Annotated in this window: 16 protein-coding genes; 13 read left to right on the forward strand and 3 right to left on the reverse strand. The window is 69.9% G+C overall.

Translation table 11 applies throughout. From position 1 onward, the window contains the following. Positions 1-58: 58 nt before the first annotated feature. Positions 59-1807 (reverse strand): ABC transporter family substrate-binding protein, encoded by a 1749-nt coding sequence (locus FKO37_RS10160; protein WP_238604324.1) that lies wholly within the window; start codon positions 1805-1807, stop codon positions 59-61. Between the two features lie 657 nt (positions 1808-2464). Between FKO37_RS10160 and mshB the strand changes: the two genes are divergently transcribed. Genes mshB through FKO37_RS10175 form a run of 3 tightly spaced genes read left to right on the forward strand, consistent with a single transcriptional unit; the run spans position 2465 to position 4474 of the window. After that, positions 2465-3292, forward strand: coding sequence for an N-acetyl-1-D-myo-inositol-2-amino-2-deoxy-alpha-D-glucopyranoside deacetylase (gene mshB / locus FKO37_RS10165; protein WP_238604325.1), 828 nt, complete (start codon positions 2465-2467; stop codon positions 3290-3292). After that, complete coding sequence (locus tag FKO37_RS10170) at positions 3289-3690, forward strand: hypothetical protein (RefSeq protein ID WP_037816862.1); 402 nt, start codon at positions 3289-3291, stop codon at positions 3688-3690. Before mshB ends, FKO37_RS10170 begins: the two co-directional genes overlap by 4 nt. Further along, complete coding sequence (locus FKO37_RS10175; protein WP_037816624.1) at positions 3683-4474, forward strand: hypothetical protein; 792 nt, start codon at positions 3683-3685, stop codon at positions 4472-4474. Before FKO37_RS10170 ends, FKO37_RS10175 begins: the two co-directional genes overlap by 8 nt. A gap of 4 nt (positions 4475-4478) precedes the next feature. Here FKO37_RS10175 and FKO37_RS10180 read toward each other — a convergent pair whose 3' ends face one another. After that, positions 4479-5237, reverse strand: coding sequence for a site-2 protease family protein (locus FKO37_RS10180; protein WP_037816623.1), 759 nt, complete (start codon positions 5235-5237; stop codon positions 4479-4481). A gap of 223 nt (positions 5238-5460) precedes the next feature. Between FKO37_RS10180 and FKO37_RS10185 the strand changes: the two genes are divergently transcribed. Both FKO37_RS10185 and FKO37_RS10190 read left to right on the forward strand, forming a co-directional pair. Then, the gene (locus FKO37_RS10185) at positions 5461-5784 is read left to right on the forward strand and encodes a WhiB family transcriptional regulator (protein WP_037355639.1); all 324 of its coding nucleotides are present in this window, start codon (positions 5461-5463) and stop codon (positions 5782-5784) included. A 454-nt stretch (positions 5785-6238) separates the two neighbouring features. Further along, entirely contained in the window at positions 6239-9541 is a 3303-nt protein-coding gene (locus tag FKO37_RS10190; RefSeq protein ID WP_238608248.1) for a glycosyltransferase family 2 protein, read from the forward strand. A gap of 185 nt (positions 9542-9726) precedes the next feature. On the opposite strand, the gene FKO37_RS10195 is transcribed toward FKO37_RS10190, so the two are convergent. Further along, positions 9727-10191, reverse strand: coding sequence for a metallopeptidase family protein (locus FKO37_RS10195; RefSeq protein WP_037816621.1), 465 nt, complete (start codon positions 10189-10191; stop codon positions 9727-9729). Between the two features lie 79 nt (positions 10192-10270). Here FKO37_RS10195 and FKO37_RS10200 point away from each other — a divergent pair, with 79 nt between their 5' ends. The 8 genes from FKO37_RS10200 to FKO37_RS10235 all read left to right on the forward strand — a co-directional run bounded on the left by FKO37_RS10200 (position 10271) and on the right by FKO37_RS10235 (position 18372). Next, the gene (locus FKO37_RS10200) at positions 10271-10624 is read left to right on the forward strand and encodes a DUF3499 domain-containing protein (protein WP_037718335.1); all 354 of its coding nucleotides are present in this window, start codon (positions 10271-10273) and stop codon (positions 10622-10624) included. 75 nt (positions 10625-10699) lie between these two features. After that, positions 10700-12055 carry a phosphomannomutase/phosphoglucomutase gene (locus FKO37_RS10205; RefSeq protein WP_037816618.1) on the forward strand — a complete coding sequence of 452 codons (1356 nt, stop codon included), beginning with the start codon at positions 10700-10702 and terminating at the stop codon, positions 12053-12055. A 68-nt stretch (positions 12056-12123) separates the two neighbouring features. Then, positions 12124-12342, forward strand: a complete 219-nt coding sequence (locus tag FKO37_RS10210) for a Trm112 family protein (protein ID WP_037816616.1) — start codon at positions 12124-12126, stop codon at positions 12340-12342. Between the two features lie 2 nt (positions 12343-12344). Continuing rightward, positions 12345-13430, forward strand: coding sequence for a hypothetical protein (locus FKO37_RS10215; RefSeq protein ID WP_037816614.1), 1086 nt, complete (start codon positions 12345-12347; stop codon positions 13428-13430). An 81-nt stretch (positions 13431-13511) separates the two neighbouring features. Beyond that, entirely contained in the window at positions 13512-14744 is a 1233-nt protein-coding gene (gene manA, locus FKO37_RS10220; RefSeq protein WP_238608249.1) for a mannose-6-phosphate isomerase, class I, read from the forward strand. 94 nt (positions 14745-14838) lie between these two features. Next, a complete protein-coding gene (locus FKO37_RS10225; protein WP_037816609.1) occupies positions 14839-15753 on the forward strand; it encodes a cation diffusion facilitator family transporter in 915 nt (304 codons plus the stop codon). A gap of 78 nt (positions 15754-15831) precedes the next feature. Next, positions 15832-17376: an amino acid permease gene (locus FKO37_RS10230; RefSeq protein WP_037816607.1), complete on the forward strand. Its 1545-nt coding sequence runs from the start codon at positions 15832-15834 to the stop codon at positions 17374-17376. A gap of 279 nt (positions 17377-17655) precedes the next feature. Next, positions 17656-18372 carry an LPXTG cell wall anchor domain-containing protein gene (locus FKO37_RS10235; RefSeq protein ID WP_238604326.1) on the forward strand — a complete coding sequence of 239 codons (717 nt, stop codon included), beginning with the start codon at positions 17656-17658 and terminating at the stop codon, positions 18370-18372. Positions 18373-18478: the final 106 nt, after the last annotated feature.

The following is an 18478-nucleotide window of genomic DNA, read 5'->3' on the forward strand; positions in this document are numbered from 1 at the left end:
GGCCGGCTTTGCGGCCGGCCCTTCACCGGTTGTCCTGCGGGAATCTACCGGTCGTTGATCACTTCCGGATGCCCCACTCCGCCATGTTGTACACCGGCCCGTCGAGGGTCGAGTTGTTGCGGATGTTCGCGATCTTGTCCGACGAGGCGATGAAGGTCGGCTTCTGGTACAGCGGAAGCACGTAAGCGTCCTCGGACATGATCTGGTCGGCCTGGTTGAGCAGGTCCGCCGCCTTGGTCTGGTCGGTCTCGGCGTTGGCCTGCGCCATCAGGCTGTCGACCTGCGGGCTGCTGTACTTGCCGTAGTTGTTGCCCTGCCCGGTGCCCCAGTTCTGGATCGCGCCGCCGAACGGGAACGGCGAAGCGACCCACGCGAACACGATGACGTCGTAGTCGCCGCTGGTGGTGGTCTGGCCGAGGTCGTCGGTGGACTGGACCTTCACCTTGACGCCCAGCTGAGCCGCGGTCTGCGCGAACAGCTCGCACTCGTTCTGCCGGATCTGGTTGCCGACGGTGTAGCGGATGCGCAGCTCGGGGATCGGCTTGCCGCTCGGGTCGGACAGCTGGTTGTTGGCCAGCTTGTAGCCCGCGTCGGTCAGGATCTTCTTGGCCTTCTCGATGTCACCGGAGCCCTGGCCGGTCGCGCTCACCGTGTCCTTGTAGCCGGTCTGCTGCGGCACGAAGTTGTGGTTGTTGAGCGGCTCGACCTTGTTGGTGAACTGGCCGACGGTCTTGGCGATCATGTCCTTGCGGTTGACCGCGGTGAACAGCGCCTGGCGCAGCGGCTTCTGGGCCAGCGCCGGGTTCTTCAGGTTGAAGTCGAAGTGCTCCCAGGTCAGGCCGAGGCCGATGAACGAGGAGATGTTCGGCATGTTCTTGACCTGGTTGATCAGGTCGACCTGCGGCTGCGGGTAGATGACCTGCACTTCGTTGTTCTGCAGTGCGGTCGGCTCCTGCGTCGCGTCGGTGATGACGCGGAAGATGACGCTGTTCAGCTTCGGCTTCGCGCCCCAGTACTTGTCGTTCGGGACCTCGGTGACCGACTGGTTGTTGACGAACTTCGAGATCTTCCACGGGCCGCCCGACCAGGTCGGGACAGTCGTGCCGAACCACTTGAAGGACGACGCGAGGCCGGCCGGGGTGTTGGTGTCGCCGTGCTGCTTGGCCAGGTGCGCCGGGTACATCGCGCCGCCGGAGCTCCAGAGCAGCTTCCAGTCGGTGAACGGCTTGTCGAACACGACCGTCACGGTCTTGCCGTTGTCGGAGCCGGTGACGGACTTGACCTGGTCGTAGCCCGCGGTGCTGGCCGCGGCGCAGTCGGGGCAGTCCTTGCCGTTCTGGACCTTGTAGTTGTAGATGAAGTCGTCGGCGGAGAACGCCGTGCCGTCCGACCAGACGGCCTTCGGGTTCAGCTTGTAGACGACCGTCTGCGGGCTGGTGCTGGTGACCTCGGCCGACTCGACGAAGTCCTTGTTCAGGACCGGCTTGAGGTCGGGGGTCGCGTAGAAGGTGTAGGGCAGCAGGCCCTTCGTGACCTCGCCGGTTTCGAAGACGTTGCCCTCGGCCGAGATGACGTTCCAGTTCGGGACGTTCTTCTCGATCGCGTAGGTGACGTCGCCGCCCTGCTGGAGCTGATCGGCCTGTGCCGCGTTGCAGGTGTTCGGGTTCTTGTCGCAGTCGGCGAATGCCTGCCCGGTCTGCACCGCGCTGTTGCCGCCTCCGCCACCACCGCATGCGGAGAGCAGAAGGGCCGCGCCCGCGACGAACGCGCCGAGTTTCGCGGCGCGCGACCTAGTCGTCACTAACATTCATTCTCCTTGCTCGACGCCGTCGCGGGTTTGCGAGGCGGCTCTTCCTGACGCGCAAGCACCGATCGGTATCGCGTTGCTCACCGTAGCCGTGAAACTTAGGCATTGGACAGACGGCAAACCTATCGATCCGGACACTCTCAGTGAGATCGTTGCGGAACAGATATCTCGTGCCCCCTGGTTGCACCGTGGTTTCCGCACTTGATCGACTACGGTCAGTAGTTGATCACGGAAATTCGGAACCGGTTCGAGTGGCAGTTCAGTCCAGCGGACCGATAGGTCCGGCGGACAATAACCGCCCCGTTCCGTACGCGGTACCCCAGCTAATGGAGTAGTCACGCGGCCGCGACGAACCCGAAGTGACAAGAAATTGGTCCGATCTCGTGAAGCGAAAGAACGCGCCCGTCGCCGAACGCGGACACGGCGGCCCGGACGGCGAAAGGTGCTCGTTGGGTGTTCCGAGCATCTTGCGTCCTTGCCCGCGCATTCCGAACCGCGGAACGTTCCGCGGAAGGGAACGCCCACGGTCCGGGACGCTGGTCCGACGTGGTGGGATGCGGATGCATTTTCCCGTGCACGCCGCCGATTTCCGGTCTCGAGCGCCGCGCCGGGGGTCGGCCTCCCGGGCGCGGACGCGACGGTCATTAACCTGAGGGCGTGAAGCGGAAGCTGCTGCTGGTCCACGCGCACCCGGACGACGAAAGCATCGCCACCGGCGGCGTCATCGCCCGCTACGGCGCGGAAGGCGCCGAGGTGTGCGTCGTGACCTGCACGCTCGGCGAAGAGGGCGAAATCGTCCCGCCGCGGCTGGCGCGGCTCGTCGCGGCGGAGGCCGACCAGCTCGGCGGGTACCGGTCCGGGGAGATGGCCGCCGCGGCCGCCGCGCTCGGTCTCGCCCGGCACGAGTACCTCGGCGGCATCGGCCGGTGGCGCGATTCGGGCATGGCGGGCACGCCCGCCGCCGAGCACCCGCGGGCGTTCACCGGCGGGTCGGCGGCGGAGCAGACCGCTCAGCTGCGCGAGCTCATCGACGATTTCGCCCCGCAGGTAGTCGTCACCTACGACTCCTTCGGCGGCTACGGCCATCCCGACCACATCCGGGCGCACGAGATCACCATGGCGGCGGCCCCGGACGCCCCGTCGGTCCAGCGGGTCTTCCACGTGGTCCAGTCCGAGGCCGCGCTCGCCGCCGGGCTCGCCGAACTGCGCGCCGACGGAACATCACCGTTCCGGGTGGCTGCCGACGGTGAGCTTCCGTCCACTCCGGACGGCAAGATCACCACCGTGGTCGACATCTCCGCGCACCGGCAGACCAAGCTGGCGGCACTGCGCGCACATGAAACCCAGCTGACCGTGGTCGACGGCGCGGTCAGCCACTTCGCGCTGACCAACAGCATCGCGCAGCCGATCCCGTCCGCCGAATACTTCGTGCTCGCCCACGGCGACGCGGCCGGCGCCGAGACCGATCTGTTCGGCGGGTGGTGACGGTGTCCGCCCCGCTCACTCGCGACCAGCGGCTGATGCTGGCGCTCCTGGCGTTCGACGCGGTCGTGCTGGCGCTGCTCGAACTGTTCTTCCTCCCGCTGCGAGTCGGCCCGCTCGGCGAGGTGCCGTTGCCGGTCACCGCGGTGGTCGGCGCGGTCACCACGCCGTGGCTCGTGCTGACCGCGGCGAAGCTCGTCCGCCCGGGGCTGTCGTTCGTGCCGCTGCTGGTGTGGGTACTCGTCGTGTTCGGGGTCGGCCTGTTCGGTCCGGGCGGCGACGTCGTGCTCGTCCAGGACTGGCGCGCGCTGCTGCTGCTCGGCGCGAGCGCCCTGCCCGCCGCGTTGGTCCTCGGCGGCGGGCTCGGCCGGGCCGCGGCGAAGGGAGGCGTCCGTGTCTGAGGCCATTTCGGACCGTCAGGTCGTGGCGATCCTGCGTCCGTTCGTCCGGGCCTGCGCGCCGATGATCGACGCGCTGCGCGAGGCCGACCCGTTCGGCATGCAGGCACGCGCCCGGCGCGGCGAGGGCGAATTCGTCGACGCCGGGTTGAAGAAGAAAATGCTCCGCGCCCTGACCTCGGTGAAGGTGCCGGGCACCGCGGGATGGGCGGCGATGGACATCGACCAGCGCGCGAGCTGGTGGGTCAACCGCGTCGGCAGGCTCACCTCGTTGCTGACCTCGATCCCCGGGCTCGGCGGCGCGCTCGCCGACCGGCTGCCGGTGCAGGACACCCTCGGCGCGGCGTCGCAGGGACTGGTGCTGTGCGCGATCGCGGGGGAGTACGGCGTGACCGACGTCGGCAGCCGCGTCCGGCTGATCGCCTCGGTGCTGTTCGAACGCGACATCGACGCCGACCTCGCGTCGGGTGCCAAACACGACAAGTCCGCGAAGTCCGCTGAGGACAGTGAGACCGCGCGGCTCACCGAGGAACTCGACGAATCCCACCGCAAACACGGCAAGGTGACCGCGAAAGCCGTCGCCGGCACGCTCTGGCACCTGGGCAAGTCGCTGTGGGGGATCACCGGCGAACTCGAGAAGCGCCCGCGCGGCCGATGGTTCCACCGGGCGCTCGGGATGCTGCCGGTGGTCGGCGCGGCGGGCGACTACCTCGGCGAGCGCTCCGGACTGAAAAAGGTCTGGAAGCGCGCGCACGCGTGGCTCATGGCCCACCGGGAGTGGGCCTGAGCGGTCAGTGCCAGAAGAGGAACGCCCTCTGCCCGATGTAGGCCGCGGCCGCGTTCCCGCCGAGAGGTTCGTAGATGTGCCCGGCGATCGTCCAGAGCAGATCCGACACCGGCCGGAAAAGGAAGAACAGCGCGAAGAGCACCAGCGGCGCCCACGGCCGCACCCGCGCGCCGAACGCCCGCGCCTGCGGCGAGAGGTACGGCTCCAGCGCACCCCAGCCGTCCAGCCCCGGCACCGGCAGGATGTTGATCAGGAAGGTCATCATCTGCAGCAGCGCGAGGTACGACATCGCGTAGAAGAGGCCGGTCGCCATCGGGATCAGCATCGTCGCCAGGCACAGCGCGGCGCCGACGGCGAGGTTGCTGAGCGGACCGGCCAGCGAGGTCCACGAGGCCGTCGCGCGATTGCGCAGCGCGCCGCGGTTGATCCACACCGCGCCGCCGGGCAGCGGGATGCCGCCGATCAGCAAGAAGATGAGCGGAAGCACGAAGGACAGGACGGGGTCGGCGTAGCGCCGGACGTCCAGCGAGAGGTACCCCTTGTGAGCGATCTCGTGATCACCGCCGCGGAAGGCGACGAAGGCGTGCCCGAACTCGTGGAGCGTCAGCGACGCCATCCAGCCGCCCAGGACGAGCAGCACGACGCCCGCGATGAACATCGGGTCGCGGGAACCGAGAAGAGTCGTGGAATCACCGTATGCAGCCAGGAAACCACCGGCGACGGCGACGGCGAGGATGCCGAGGAAGATCGGGCTCGGACGCACTGCTGATCTCTGCACCCCACCAGTCTTCCGTATGCCCGGTGTGAAGTCTTCGGCGTGTCCCCTTGCGCACCCGGGCACAGAGATCCCCCGAACTCGCTACTCGGCTTGACCTGGCCGCACTACACAGGTGTAATCACAGTGATGTCATTCGCTGTCGGAGGGGGCAGCGGGTGTCGTTTCACCACCGCCAGCCTGGGGAGTGCGTAGGAGCGAGGAGGCGGACGTGCGGTTGGAAGCGGACAACAGGGAATGGGGGCACGTCGTGGGTTGGGGAGAGAACCCGGAGCAGCAGCTCGGGGATCTGACCGACCTTTTCGACGTCCCCGAGGAGCAGGACTGGCAGGAGCGCGCCCTGTGCGCGCAGACCGACCCGGAGGCGTTCTTCCCCGAGAAGGGCGGCTCGACCCGCGAGGCCAAGCGGATTTGCCTTGGCTGCGAGGTCAAGGACGACTGTCTCGAGTATGCGCTGGCGCACGACGAGCGCTTCGGCATCTGGGGCGGACTGTCCGAACGGGAACGTCGCAAGCTGAAGAAACGGGCTGTCTAAACGGGTTTCGGTTCCCCCGGTCCACGCGGACCGGGGGTGCGCCCCGCCGTCGGCACGGCGGTGAGCGAGTGCTGCGGCCGGCGCGCCCGCGGCGGGATGGGAGTCCTCGCCGAGGTGGCTCCGGGCACATTCGCCGGATTCGTGCGGCCGCCTCCAGCGGCGGGCCTGAGGGCAGAAGTACCGTCACGGCGGCCGGAAAATCGGTGCTGTGCCGTGGTTCTCTTTGTGATCTTCGTCTTCCGCCGCGGAAACCCCGGTGTGCCGCGGATCTCGCGGCTGGATCGGGTGCCGGTTCCTCGCTTGAGCGCGCCGGTTCGGCGTTCGCGGACTTTTCTCGTGCTCGGTTCGTCCACGCGGTGGGATCCGCCGGACGCGCGGCGTGGGCCGGTGCCTGCGGGTCCGCGCAGGCCGTAGGGTGACCGCACCCATCGTCCCGTCCGAGCAGGAGCCGTTCTTGCCTCGCACCGTCGTTCCGCCCGCTGTGCGGACGTTGCCCGTTCTGGCCATTGTGGTCTGTCACGACGGCGAAGAGTGGCTGCCGCTGGCGCTTTCCGCGTTGCGGCGCAGCACAGTCCGTCCGCGGCACGTGCTCGCCGTGGACACCGGATCCACCGACCGTACCCCGAAACTGCTCGCCGACGCAGCGCAACCGGGCGCGGCCGCCGAGGAGCCGGTGCTGTCCGGAGTTGTCACTCTGACGAGTGAAACCGGGTTCGCGGAGGCGGTCGCCGCGGGCGTCGCGCACGCGGTGGAACGGTGGGGCGACCCAGGAACGTGGCTGTGGGTGCTGCACGACGACTGCGCCCCCGAACCCGACTGCCTCGACCAGCTCGTGCGCGCCGCGGAGGAAAACCCGTCCGCGAAAGTGCTCGGGCCGCTCGGCACCGACTGGACCGATCCGCGGCTGATCGTCGAGGCGGGGCTGTCCACCGACGCCTCCGGGCACCGCCAGCAGATGGCCGCGCCGGACGGCGAACCCAGCGAGGTCCTCGCCGTCCCGAGCGCCGGATCGTTGGTGCAGCGGGAACTCTGGGACGCGCTCGGCGGCTACGACGAGGACTTCCCGTTGCTGCGCGAGGATCTCGACTTCGGCTGGCGCGCCAACGCGGCGGGCTCGCTCGTGCTGTCGGTGCCCTCCGCGCGCGTCCGGCACGCTCGCGCCGTGTCCACCGGGCAGCGCACCCCGGACGCCGCCGGTCGTCCGCTGGCCGCGCTGAACCGTTCGCACGGCGTACGCGTCTTTCTCGTGAACTGCTCGACCCCGTCGTTCTGGTTCGGGCTCGTCCGGCTGCCGGTCCTGTTGGTGCTGCGCGCGTTCGTGTTCTTCGTGCTGCGGCGCACCACCGAAGCGGGCGCGGAACTGGCCGCGCTCGGATACTTGTGCGGGGGCAAGGGAAATCTCCGCGCGGCCCGGGCGCGGCGGCGCGAGCAGCCGCGACCCGGCACTGTCCGCGGGCTCTTCACGAGCCGGATCGCGAGGCTGCGCAACGCGATCAGCGCCGGCGTGGTTGGACTCGTCCGGCGCGGGGTACAGAGCGATGTAGCACTCGGGACGGTGCCGGAAAGCGTCGAGCAGGAGTCGGCGTGGATTCCGCCGGAGGCGCTCGCCGCGTCCGGCGCGCGTCCGGTCGGTCCGGACGCCTTGCCCGCCGGTGCGCTGCGCGGGCTGAGCACTCGCGGCCGGGGACTGCGCCGGCCGGGCACGGTCGTCGCGGTCACGCTGCCGGAAGCGCCGGTGTCCGAAGAGGACACTGAACCGGCCGAGGAGACCGCGGCTCAGCCGTCGCCTTCGCCCCGTCCGGAACCCGCCGCGCCGGAACCGGATCTGGTGTTCGTGGAGGTCAACCGGCGACGCGTGCTCGCCGCGACCGTCTTCGCGCCGCCGGTGGTGTTGGTCGTTCTGCTCACCGCGCTGGCTTTGGTGCTCAACCGCGGCCGGCTCGGTCTCGACCTGTGGGGCGGCCAACTGCTTCCGGTCGGCGGGCTCGGCGAGATCTGGTCGACGTACCTGTCGCCGTGGCATTCGGTCGCGGGCGGCACCGGTGCGCCCGCTCCCGCGACGCTGCCGGTGCTCGGCACGATCGGCGCGATCTTCGCTCCGATCGGCGGTCCGGCCGCGCTCGTGGCGATCCTGCTCATCGGCGACATCCCGCTTGCCGCGCTGAGTGCGTACGTCGCCACTCGCAAGCTCGCCGTGCGCCGCTGGGTGCGTGCTGCCGTTGCCGCGACGTACGCGTTGCTGCCTGCCGCGACCGCGTCGGTCGCGCAGGGGCGGCTCGATGTGGTTGTGGTGCATCTCGTGCTGCCGCTTGTGGTCGCAGGGATCGTGCGGTTGCTGACCCGGCCGGGCACGCGGTGGTTGCACGTCTCGGCGCTGTCGGCGTTCGGGGTCGCGTTGCTGGGGGCGTTCTCGCCGCTCGCGCACGGGCTGGCGCTGGTGGGTCTGCTGGTCGGGTTCGTGGTGCTGCCCGCGCCGTCCGGGCTGGCTCGGCGGGTGGCGTCGGTCGGGATCGTGGTGCTGTTGCCGCTGGTGCTGCTGCTGCCTTGGCCGACTGTGCTGCTGCGGCATCCGGAACTGCTGCTGCAAGGTCTTGGCGGTCCGGCCGCGCCCGCGTCCGCTACGGATCTTGCCGGGCTTACGCCGGGTGGGCCGGGAGCGTGGCCGATCGGGGTGGTGGTGCTCGCGGCGACGCTGGTCGCGCTCGTGGTGCGGCCGCGGAAGCAGGTCGTTGGCGGGTTGGCGCTGGCGGTGCTGGGGCTGATCGGCGTCGTGCTGGTGCGGCAGGTGCAGTTGACGCCGATGCAGGGCGGGGCGCCCGCGTCCGGGTACGCCGGGGTGCCGTTGCTGGTGGTCGGGGCCGGGTTGTTGTGGGCGGTGCTGGCTACTTGGCAGCGGGGCGGTGCGGCGGTGCCTGCGGTTTGGTTGCCGAAGGTGCTCGCGGTCGCCGGGGTTGTGGTGGTGGCTGCGTTGGGTGTCGGGGCGGTCGCGACCGGGTCCGAGGGGCCGTTGACGTCGGCGGCGCGTCCGCAGCTTGCGCCTGAGGTGGCCGCGGATGTCGCGGCTACGGGGCGTTCGGTGCTGGATGTCAGCGCGGGGCAGGTGCGGCAGACCGGTGGTCGGCTGGCGCTCTTCGGGGACGATGAGCTCGCGCCGGTCAAGGGGACGCCGGAGCGGCTGGCCGACTGGCGGCGGGGGCTGGGGCAGGGGGATGTCGCGGCGCTGAAGCGGGTGTTCGCGGCTGCTGCGGCTTCTGGGGTGCAGTACGTGGTGTTGCCGGTGGGGACGGACGCTCGGGCGTTTGCTGCGGCGGCCAGTGATCTTGCTGCGGTGGCTGCGCCTATGTCGGATGGGCGGCCTACGTTGCGGTTGCTGCCTAAGTCCGGGGAGGTGGCGCTGATCTCGCCGGAGTTGGCCAAGCAGGCCGTGACCGGTGGGGGTGCGCCGGGGACTAATCCCGGGATTTCGCCGGTGGCTGCTCGGTTGCCGGACGTGCGGGTGCGGGCTTCTGAGGGGCCCACTGGGCGGTTGCTCGTGCTGGCGGCTGAGCAGGAGGCTGGGTGGCAGGCGAGTGTCGACGGGAAAGCGGTGCCGATCGTGCCTGCTTGGGGGCATCAGGTCGCCGTGTCGGTGCCTGCGAAGTCTTCGGAGGTGTCGGTGACGTTTCCTGGGACTGAGCGGGGGTTGTTGCTGCTGGTGCAACTGGCGGCGGTGTTGTTTACGGCGTTGACGGCTATTCCGTCTCGGGGGCGGGACTGAGCGGCTCGTCGCCTGGCGGCGACATTGCGCTCGCTATGGGGGCCCGCCACCCCGAAGTTTTATTGTGCTGACGGTTCGGGGGTGCTTGTCAAGGCGGGAAAGATGCCTTGACAAGCACCCCCGAACCGCAGGGAGGCTTCGGATCGGGGTTGGGGGCGGTGTGGGTGGCCTCGATGCGGGGTGCGTTAGTCGCCTTCGATGACGTCTGGTTCTACGCCTAGGTAGCCTGCGACCTGCTCTACCAGGACGTCGTGGACCAGGTCCGCCAGTTCTGACGGGTCTTTGGCGCGTGCTTCCAAAGGACGCCTGTACAGGACGATGCGGGCGCGGGTGGGCAGGCCTGCTCGGTCGACCCCGGCTGGGACCAGCCTTGACAGGGGCACTGCGCCGTCGTGCAGCACTCCGTCTGCGGGGGCTCGGCCGTCCATGCGGACTTCGGGGACGTCGTCTACCGCTACGTCCAGTTTCGTCAGCTCGTGTCGCCAGCGGGCCTCGATGGGCTCCAGGGCGTCCAGCACCAGCGCGTCGAAGCGTTCCGCGCGGCTCGCGGCCGCTGGCAGGGTCGCCGGATAGAGCGTTCCGCGCAGGCCCCGGCCGTGCCGGTCCCGTCGCAGCCGCTGCCGTTGTCGGTAGTCACGAGCCGTCGCCACCGGCCAAGTCTATGCGGTCGCCAGGGGAACGCGCGTGTCGCCGGTACTCGCTTGCGGCGACGCGCTATCGTTTCGGATCGTGCGGAGCGTACGGAAATGTTCGCGAACGGGTTGCCTCGAACCCGCTGTCGCCACGCTCACGTATGCCTACCAGGACTCGACCGCGGTCGTCGGACCGCTGGCCACCGCTTCCGAACCGCACTCCTACGACCTCTGCGAGGCCCACGCGCTGCGGCTGACCGTCCCGAAGGGCTGGGAAGTCGTCCGCCACGAGGGGGCCTTCGCCGCTCCGGAGCAGTCCGCCGACGAGCTGACCGCGCTGGCCGAGGCGGTGCGCGAGGCCGGTCGCTCCGACGTCCCGCCCGCGCAGCCCGAGCCCGAAGGGCCCTCCGGCAGGCGCGGCCATCTGCGCGTCCTCCCGGGGCGCGCCTGAGCCATCCTCCCGACCGGTAGGCTTTCGCCCGCGGCGCGAGTGGCGTCGCCACGGAACTAGCGGCGGGGAGAAGGCGTGCCAGACCTTTCGGGCATCGTGAAGGCCTACGACATTCGCGGCGTGGTCGGCGAACAGCTCGACGCTGCCCTCGTCCGGGACTTCGGGGCCGCGTTCGCGCTGCTCATCAAACCCGAGGCGCCGGCCGTGGTGATCGGCCACGACATGCGCGATTCGTCGCCGGAACTGTCCGCGGCGTTCGCCGACGGGGTGACCTCCCAGGGCCTCGACGTGGTGACGATCGGCCTGGCCAGCACCGACCAGCTCTACTTCGCCTCCGGTTCGCTCAACCTGCCGGGCGCGATGTTCACCGCCAGCCACAACCCCGCGAAGTACAACGGCATCAAGATGTGCCGCGCCGGAGCCTCGCCGGTCGGGCAGGACACCGGCCTCGCGGAGATCCGCGACACCGTCGAGCAGGGAGTTCCCGCCTTCGACGGCCAGCGCGGCACCGTCTCCGAGCGCGACGTCCTCAGCGACTACGCCGCCTACCTGCGCAACCTCGTCGACCTCTCCGGCTCGCGGCCGCTCAAGATCGTGGTCGACGCGGGCAACGGCATGGGCGGGCACACCGTCCCGACGGTCTTCGAGGGGCTGCCGATCGAGGTCGTGCCGATGTACTTCGAGCTCGACGGCACCTTCCCGAACCACGAGGCCAACCCGCTCGACCCGGCCAACATCGTCGACCTGCAGGCCAAGGTGCGCGAGGTCGGCGCGGACGCCGGGCTGGCGTTCGACGGCGACGCGGACCGCTGCTTCGTCGTGGACGAGCGCGGCGAGCCGGTGTCCCCGAGCGCGATCACCGCGCTGGTCGCGGTGCGCGAGCTGGCCAAGGAGCCGGGCGGAACGGTCATCCACAACCTGATCACGTCGAAGGGCGTGCCGGAGATCGTGTCCGAGCACGGCGGCAAGCCGGTGCGGACGCGGGTCGGGCACTCCTTCATCAAGGCCGAGATGGCCCGCACCGGTGCGATTTTTGGCGGCGAGCACTCCGCGCACTACTACTTCCGCGACTTCTGGCGCGCCGACACCGGCATGCTGGCCGCGTTGCACGTGCTGGCCGCGCTCGGCGAGCAGAACGGCCCGCTGTCCGCGCTCACCCAGGACTTCTCGCGCTACGCGGCGTCCGGCGAGATCAACTCGACGGTCAGCGACCAGGTCGCGCGGATGCTCGCGGTGAAGGACGCGTACGCGGGCAAGTCCGGCGTCCAGATCGACGAGCTGGACGGCCTCACCGTGCAGCTGCCCGGCGGCGCGTGGTTCAACCTGCGCCCCTCCAACACCGAACCGCTGCTGCGGCTCAACGTGGAGGCCGCCGACCGGGCCGCGGTCGAGGCGCTCACCGCCGAGGTGCTGGCCATTGTCCGGGCCTGACCGGCTGGCGCCGGATTGTGTCCGGAAGGCGCCCTCAACACCCCAACGACGCGTGGTATGGAGGAACTATGGCCATCACGCTTGACGCACAGCTGCTGGAGATCCTCGCGTGCCCGTCGCCGGATCACGCCCCGCTGCGTCCCGGTACGCCGGACGACGCCGAGGCCGACGCGCTGACCTGCACCGAATGCGGCCGGGTGTACCCGGTCCGCGACGGCATCCCGGTGCTGCTGCTCGACGAGGCGACGCTGCCCGGTTCGGCCGCTGACCACGGCGACAGTGCTTGACCATGCTTGACGATTCCCTGCTCGACGACTCCGCGCGGCTGGCCGATGCCGACCGCGCGGGGTTGCTGCGCGCCGCCGCGATGGCCGGTGCGCAGGTGCGGGCCACCGCCGAGGCGGCGGCCGAACTGGAGCTGAGCGAACGGCTGGACGTCGGGCGTCCGCGTTCGCTGGTGCTCATCGACCGGCCAGGGGTGAGCCGCACGCTCACCCGGCTGCTGGCCGCGTTGCTCACGCCGTCGTGCCCGGTGCCGGTCGTGGTGGCCGAATCTGTGCCGGCCTGGATCGGCGCGCTCGACGTGGTGTTCGCGCACACGGACGACGCGGGCGACCGCGAGCTGGCCGCTTCGCTGGAGCGTGCCGCCCGGTTCGGCGCGTCGGTGGTGCTGTCCGCGCCGGCGGAGGGGCCGGTCGCGGCGTCGGTGGCGGGCAAGGGCGTGCTGCTCGCGCCGCGCGTGCCGGTGCCGCCGGAGCTGGCCTTCCCGCGCGGGCTGGCCGCCGGGCTGCTCACCGCGAACGCGCTCGGCCTGCTGGTCGCGGACGTGCAGGCGCTCGCCGACCAGCTCGACCTCGAAGCGGAGAAGGACTACCTGGCACGCGAGTCGTTCGCCAATCCGGCGAAGGCGCTCGCGCTGCGGGTCGCGGACCGGGTGCCGCTGCTGTGGGGGCTCGACCCGGTCGCGGTGGCGGTCGGCGAGCACGCGGCGCACGCGTTCGCCGCGCACGCCGCGCTGGTGTGCGACGTGGAGGACTACCGGCAGGCGCTGGCCCGCCCGGCGTTGCGCCGGGTCGCGCAGTCCGGCGGGGCGGAGCGGGACATTTTCGCCGACCCGGACGACTCTCCCGGCGGAGTCGCGACCCGGGTGCTGCTGCTGTCGGTGCGGACCGGTCCGGCCACCGAGGCGGCCCGGTACCAGGCCGAGGAGTTCCTGCCGGGCGCGGACCTGATCGCGCCCGCCGAGGAGATCGAGGCGGACGAGATCGTCCGCGCCGCGGTGCTGGCGCTGCGGTTCGAGCTGGCCGCGGTGTACCTGGGGCTGGCGGCGGGCAGCATCGGCGGGGCCGGGAGATACGAACCGGCCTCCGCCTGAGGGAGCAGGGGGAACGCGGGCAGGCGGTTCCGCCGCCGCGTGCGTCGGCCCAGTGCCGACGGGAAGGATTGGGAGTTGACAGTGGAGCTGTTGCGCAACGCCGTACGGCCCTACGCCTGGGGATCGCGAACGGCCATCCCGCAGCTGCAGGGACGTCCGGTGCCGGCGCCGCACCCCGAGGCAGAGCTGTGGATGGGAGCGCACCCAGGGGACCCGTCGCACGTGCTCGGCCCGGACGGCGCCGAGGTGAGCCTGCTCGAACTCGTCGACGCCGATCCGGTCGGCCAGCTCGGCGAGGACTGCGCGCGGCGCTGGGGCAACCGGCTGCCGTTCCTGCTGAAGATCCTCGCCGCGGAAGAACCGCTGTCGATGCAGGCGCACCCGTCGGCCGCGCAGGCCGCGGAGGGGCACGCCCGCGAGGAGAAGCTGGGCATCCCGCGCGACGCCGCGAACCGGAACTACCCGGACCCCACGGCGAAGCCGGAGCTGGTCTGCGCGCTGACGGAGTTCCACGCGCTCGCCGGGTTCCGCGACCCGCACCGCACGGTCAAGCTGCTGAAGGCGATCGAGACGCCCGGACTGGGCAAGTACACCGGCCTGCTGGAAGCCCAGCCGGACCCGGCCGGGCTGCGCGCGCTGTTCACCACCTGGATCACGCTGCCGCAGTCCGCGCTGGACGAATTGCTGCCGGAGGTGCTCGACGCGTGCGTCCGGCACGTCCAGGACCACGGCGAGTTCGCGACCGAATGCCGCACGATCCTGGAACTGGGCGAAACCCACCCGCGCGACGCAGGCGTGCTGGCCGCGCTGCTGCTCAACCGCCTGACCCTGCGTGCGGGCGAGGCGATCTACCTGCCTGCCGGCAACCTGCACCTGTACCTGCACGGCATCGCGGTGGAGATCCTGGCGAACTCGGACAACATCCTGCGCTGCGGCCTCACCCCGAAGCACGTGGACGTGCCGGAGCTGCTGCGCGTGGTCGACTTCGCGTGCGGGGAAATGCCGGTGCAGCACGGAGAATGCGCCGGCCAGCGGATGGCGGTGTACCACACGGACGCCCCGGAATTCGAACTGTCCCGAATGGAATGGGCGGCCGGGGACGACACCGAGATCGAGGTCGATTCGGCCGGGCCGCAGATCCTGCTGTGCACCGAAGGGGACCTCCTAGTGCTCGCCTCGGACGGGGAACAGGCGGAATTGCGGAGGGGGCAGTCGGTCTGGCTGCCCGCCGCGGATCCGGCGGTGCGAGTACGCCCGCTGGGCGGGGAACGGTCGCAGCTGTTCCGGGCTACCGCCGGGGCTTGCGAGCTGTGATCCGACCAGCTGATTGTCAGGCCCAGCGCTTCCCTTCGCCGAGGTTCCTCTAGGCTCCCACCGGGCAATTCGGGCGCGGAGCAGGGAGCGGGAAGTGTCAGCTGGCGGGGGAACCAAGGCGATCATCGCGGCGCTCGCCGCCAACGCCGGGATCGCGGTGGCCAAGTTCGTCGGCTTCCTGGTCACCGGGTCGTCGTCGATGCTGGCGGAGGCGGTGCACTCGCTGGCCGACACGTCGAACCAGGGGTTGCTGCTGCTCGGGCAGAAGACCTCGAAGCGGCGCGCCACCAAGGAACATCCGTTCGGGTTCGGCCGCGATCGGTACTTCTACTCGTTCATCGTCGCGCTCATGCTCTTCACGCTCGGCGCGGCGTTCGCGCTCTACGAGGGCATCCACAAGATCATCGAGCCGCAGCCGCTGGAGACACCGGTCGTCGCGGTGATCATCCTGCTCGTCGCGATCTGCCTCGAGGGCTACAGCTTCTACACCGCGATGGGCGAGTCGCGCAAGATCAAGGGCAATGCGAGCTGGTGGCGGTTCATCCGCCAGGCCAAGGAGCCGGAACTCCCGGTCGTGCTGCTGGAGGACTCCGGCGCGTTGCTCGGTCTGGTGTTCGCGTTGCTCGGCGTCGGGCTTTCGGTGCTGACCGGCAATCCGGTGTTCGACGGCATCGGCACCGTCTTCATCGGGGTGCTGCTCGGCGTCATCGCGGTCATCCTGATCATCGAGATGAAGAGCCTGCTGATCGGCGAGGGCGCGACCGAAACCGATCTCGCGACCATTGTGGACGAACTGGCCGCGGGCAAGGTCGAGCGCGTCATCCACATCCGCACCCAGTACCTCGGCCCGGACGAACTGCTCGTCGCCGCGAAGCTCGCGCTCGTGCCCGGTCTCGACACCGCCGCGATCGCCGGTGCGATCGACGACGCCGAGGCCCGCGTGCGCGCGAAGGTCCCCGTCGCGACGCTGATTTACCTGGAGCCCGACCTCGACCGCGAGACGCGCTGACTGTCCGGGCAGCTGGCGCCCAACTGACAGGCTAGGGTGGCGCCCGGTCCCCACGAAGGTCACCGCAGGAGGTCAACGTTGCCCGGCACTGGGTTGTGGCGCACTAAGTCAATCGAGCAGTCCATTTCGGACACCGATGAACCGGAGACAAAACTCCGCAGGAACCTGAGCGCTTGGGACCTCACGGTCTTCGGCGTCGCGGTGGTCATCGGTGCCGGCATCTTCACGCTCACCGCGCGCACGGCAGGGGACTTCGCTGGTCCCTCGGTGTCCGTCGCGTTCGTGATCGCGGCGATCGCCTGTGCGCTCGCCGCGTTGTGCTACGCCGAATTCGCTTCCACCGTCCCGGTCGCGGGCAGTGCGTACACGTTCTCCTACGCCACCTTCGGCGAGTTCATGGCGTGGATCATCGGCTGGGACCTGATCCTGGAGCTGGCCGTCGGCGCCGCCGCGGTCGCCAAGGGCTGGTCGTCGTACCTGCAGACGGTGCTGGAGTACATCTTCGGCAAGGGCACCAAGACGTCGATCGATCTCGGCGGCGGTTTCGGCATCGACTGGGGCGCGTTCATCGTCGTGGCCGCGCTGGTGACGCTGCTGGTGCTCGGCACGAAGCTGTCGTCGCGGTTCTCGATGGTGATCACCGGCATCAAGGTCGCCGTCGTGCTGTTCGTGGTCATCCTCGGCTTCTTCTACATCAAGTCCAGCAACTACACGCCGTTCGTGCCCGAGGGCAAGCCCGCCGGGTCCGGGTCGAGCGGCGTCGACCAGTCGCTGTTCTCGCTCCTCGCCGGCGGCGGCAGCAGCTCGTTCGGCATCTTCGGCCTGCTGGCCGGCGCGTCGATCGTGTTCTTCGCGTTCATCGGGTTCGACATCGTCGCGACCACCGCGGAGGAGACCCGCAACCCGCAGAAGGCCGTGCCGCGCGGCATTTTCGGCTCGCTGGCGATCGTGACCGTCCTGTACGTCGCGGTGTCGCTGGTGGTCGTCGGCATGGTGCCCTATACCGATCTGTCGACCTCGGCGGGCGACGGCAGCCACAAGACGCTCGCCACCGCGTTCTCCGCGAACGGCGTCGACTGGGCCGCGAACGTCATCTCCGTCGGCGCGCTGGCCGGTCTGACCACCGTCGTCATGGTCCTGATGCTCGGCCAGGTGCGGATCATCTTCGCGATGTCCCGCGACGGCCTCATGCCGCGTTCGCTGGCCAAGACGAGCGACCGCGGGACGCCGAAGCGCGCGACGCTCGTGGTCGGTGCGCTGGTCGCGGCGGGCGCGACGTTCTTCCCGGCGGACAAGCTCGAGGAAATGGTCAACGTCGGCACGCTGTTCGCGTTCATCCTCGTGTCCGCGGGCGTGCTGGTGCTGCGCAAGAGCCGCCCGGACCTGCCGCGCGCGTTCCGCGTGCCGGGCGTGTGGGTCATCGCGCCGCTGGCGATCCTGGCCTGCCTGTGGCTGATGCTGAACCTGACCGTGCTGACCTGGCTGCGGTTCGTCGCCTGGATGGTGATCGGCGTCGTGATCTACTTCGCCTACAGCCGCCGGCATTCGCTGCTGGGGAAGCGGCAGTCGGGCGTCGACCAGGGCGGTGCGGTTTCCGAGCCCGCGCCGCCGGTCGCCGACTGACCTGTTTTCGCTGACGAGCGGCCCGTCGCCCCCTGTGGGCGGCGGGCCGTTTCGCATGGTCGGTCACGGATGCGCAACTCGCGGATCTCGGTTCGGGTGGCTACTCGGGCCCACCAGGGAAGGGGTGCTGAGCGTGCGATACCCTCCGCGTCGTCTTCCCTCTGGCGGGTTAATCACTCTCGGGTAATTCGCACGAACAGTGGTCGGGGTTCCTACGGAGGGTCGCAGTTCTCCGCGTGTGTTATCCCCCGTTCGGATTTTTCCCTGAGGAGTAACTCCATGCCCATCAGCACCAGACTGCGTGCCGGTTTCACGGTCGCCGCGGTGGCCGGACTCGCCCTGCTCGGCACCGCGACCTCGGCGCTCGCCTGCACCACGGACGACGGCCGGGCGAAGCCGGTCGAGGGCAACGCGACCACCTGTGCCCAGGCGAAGGTGCCCGGCGACCTGCTCGGCGCTGGCGACCTCACCGTCACCGGCGGCACGCAGAAGGACAAGTACCTGAACGTCACCGCGGTGGGCGAGGGCGTCACCGTCACCGCGATCGTGGTCAAGGGCGGCCCCGGGTTCAACGTGTACGTGCCGGGTGAGCGCGGCATGTCGGCCACGCCGCCGTGGGAGAAGCTGCGCTCGCCGTACAACCGCGGCGACCAGCTGCCGACGATCAGCCACTGGTTCGCCTGCGGGACCAAGACCACGCCGACCAAGCCGCCGGTCTCGGAGACTCCGACCACGGCTCCGTCGCAGCCTACTTCGGAGGCTCCTAGCACTACGCCTGCGCCGACTACGTCGTCGGTGCCGGGCGGGGTGACTTCTGCTCCTGCTACGACCAGTGCTCCGGCTGTGGTTCCGGCTGGGAACCAGAATGGGACTGGGGGCGGGTTGGCTAACACTGGGTTCGACAATGCCTGGCTGTTTTGGGTTGCTGGGGTGTTGATTGTTGGCGGTGGTGCGTTGCTGGTGCTGCTTAAGGTTCGGCGGCGCGGGACTAACTGAGTCCGTTCGGGGTTTCGGCTCGTCGCCTGGCGGCGACATTGCGCACGGTTGGTGCGGCGGGGCACCCCGAAGCTGATTGTGCTGACGGGCGGCGGGTGTTTGTCAA

It is taken from the genome of Amycolatopsis sp. Poz14 (assembly GCF_006704225.1).
Taxonomy (GTDB): Bacteria; Actinomycetota; Actinomycetes; order Mycobacteriales; family Pseudonocardiaceae; genus Amycolatopsis; species Amycolatopsis nivea.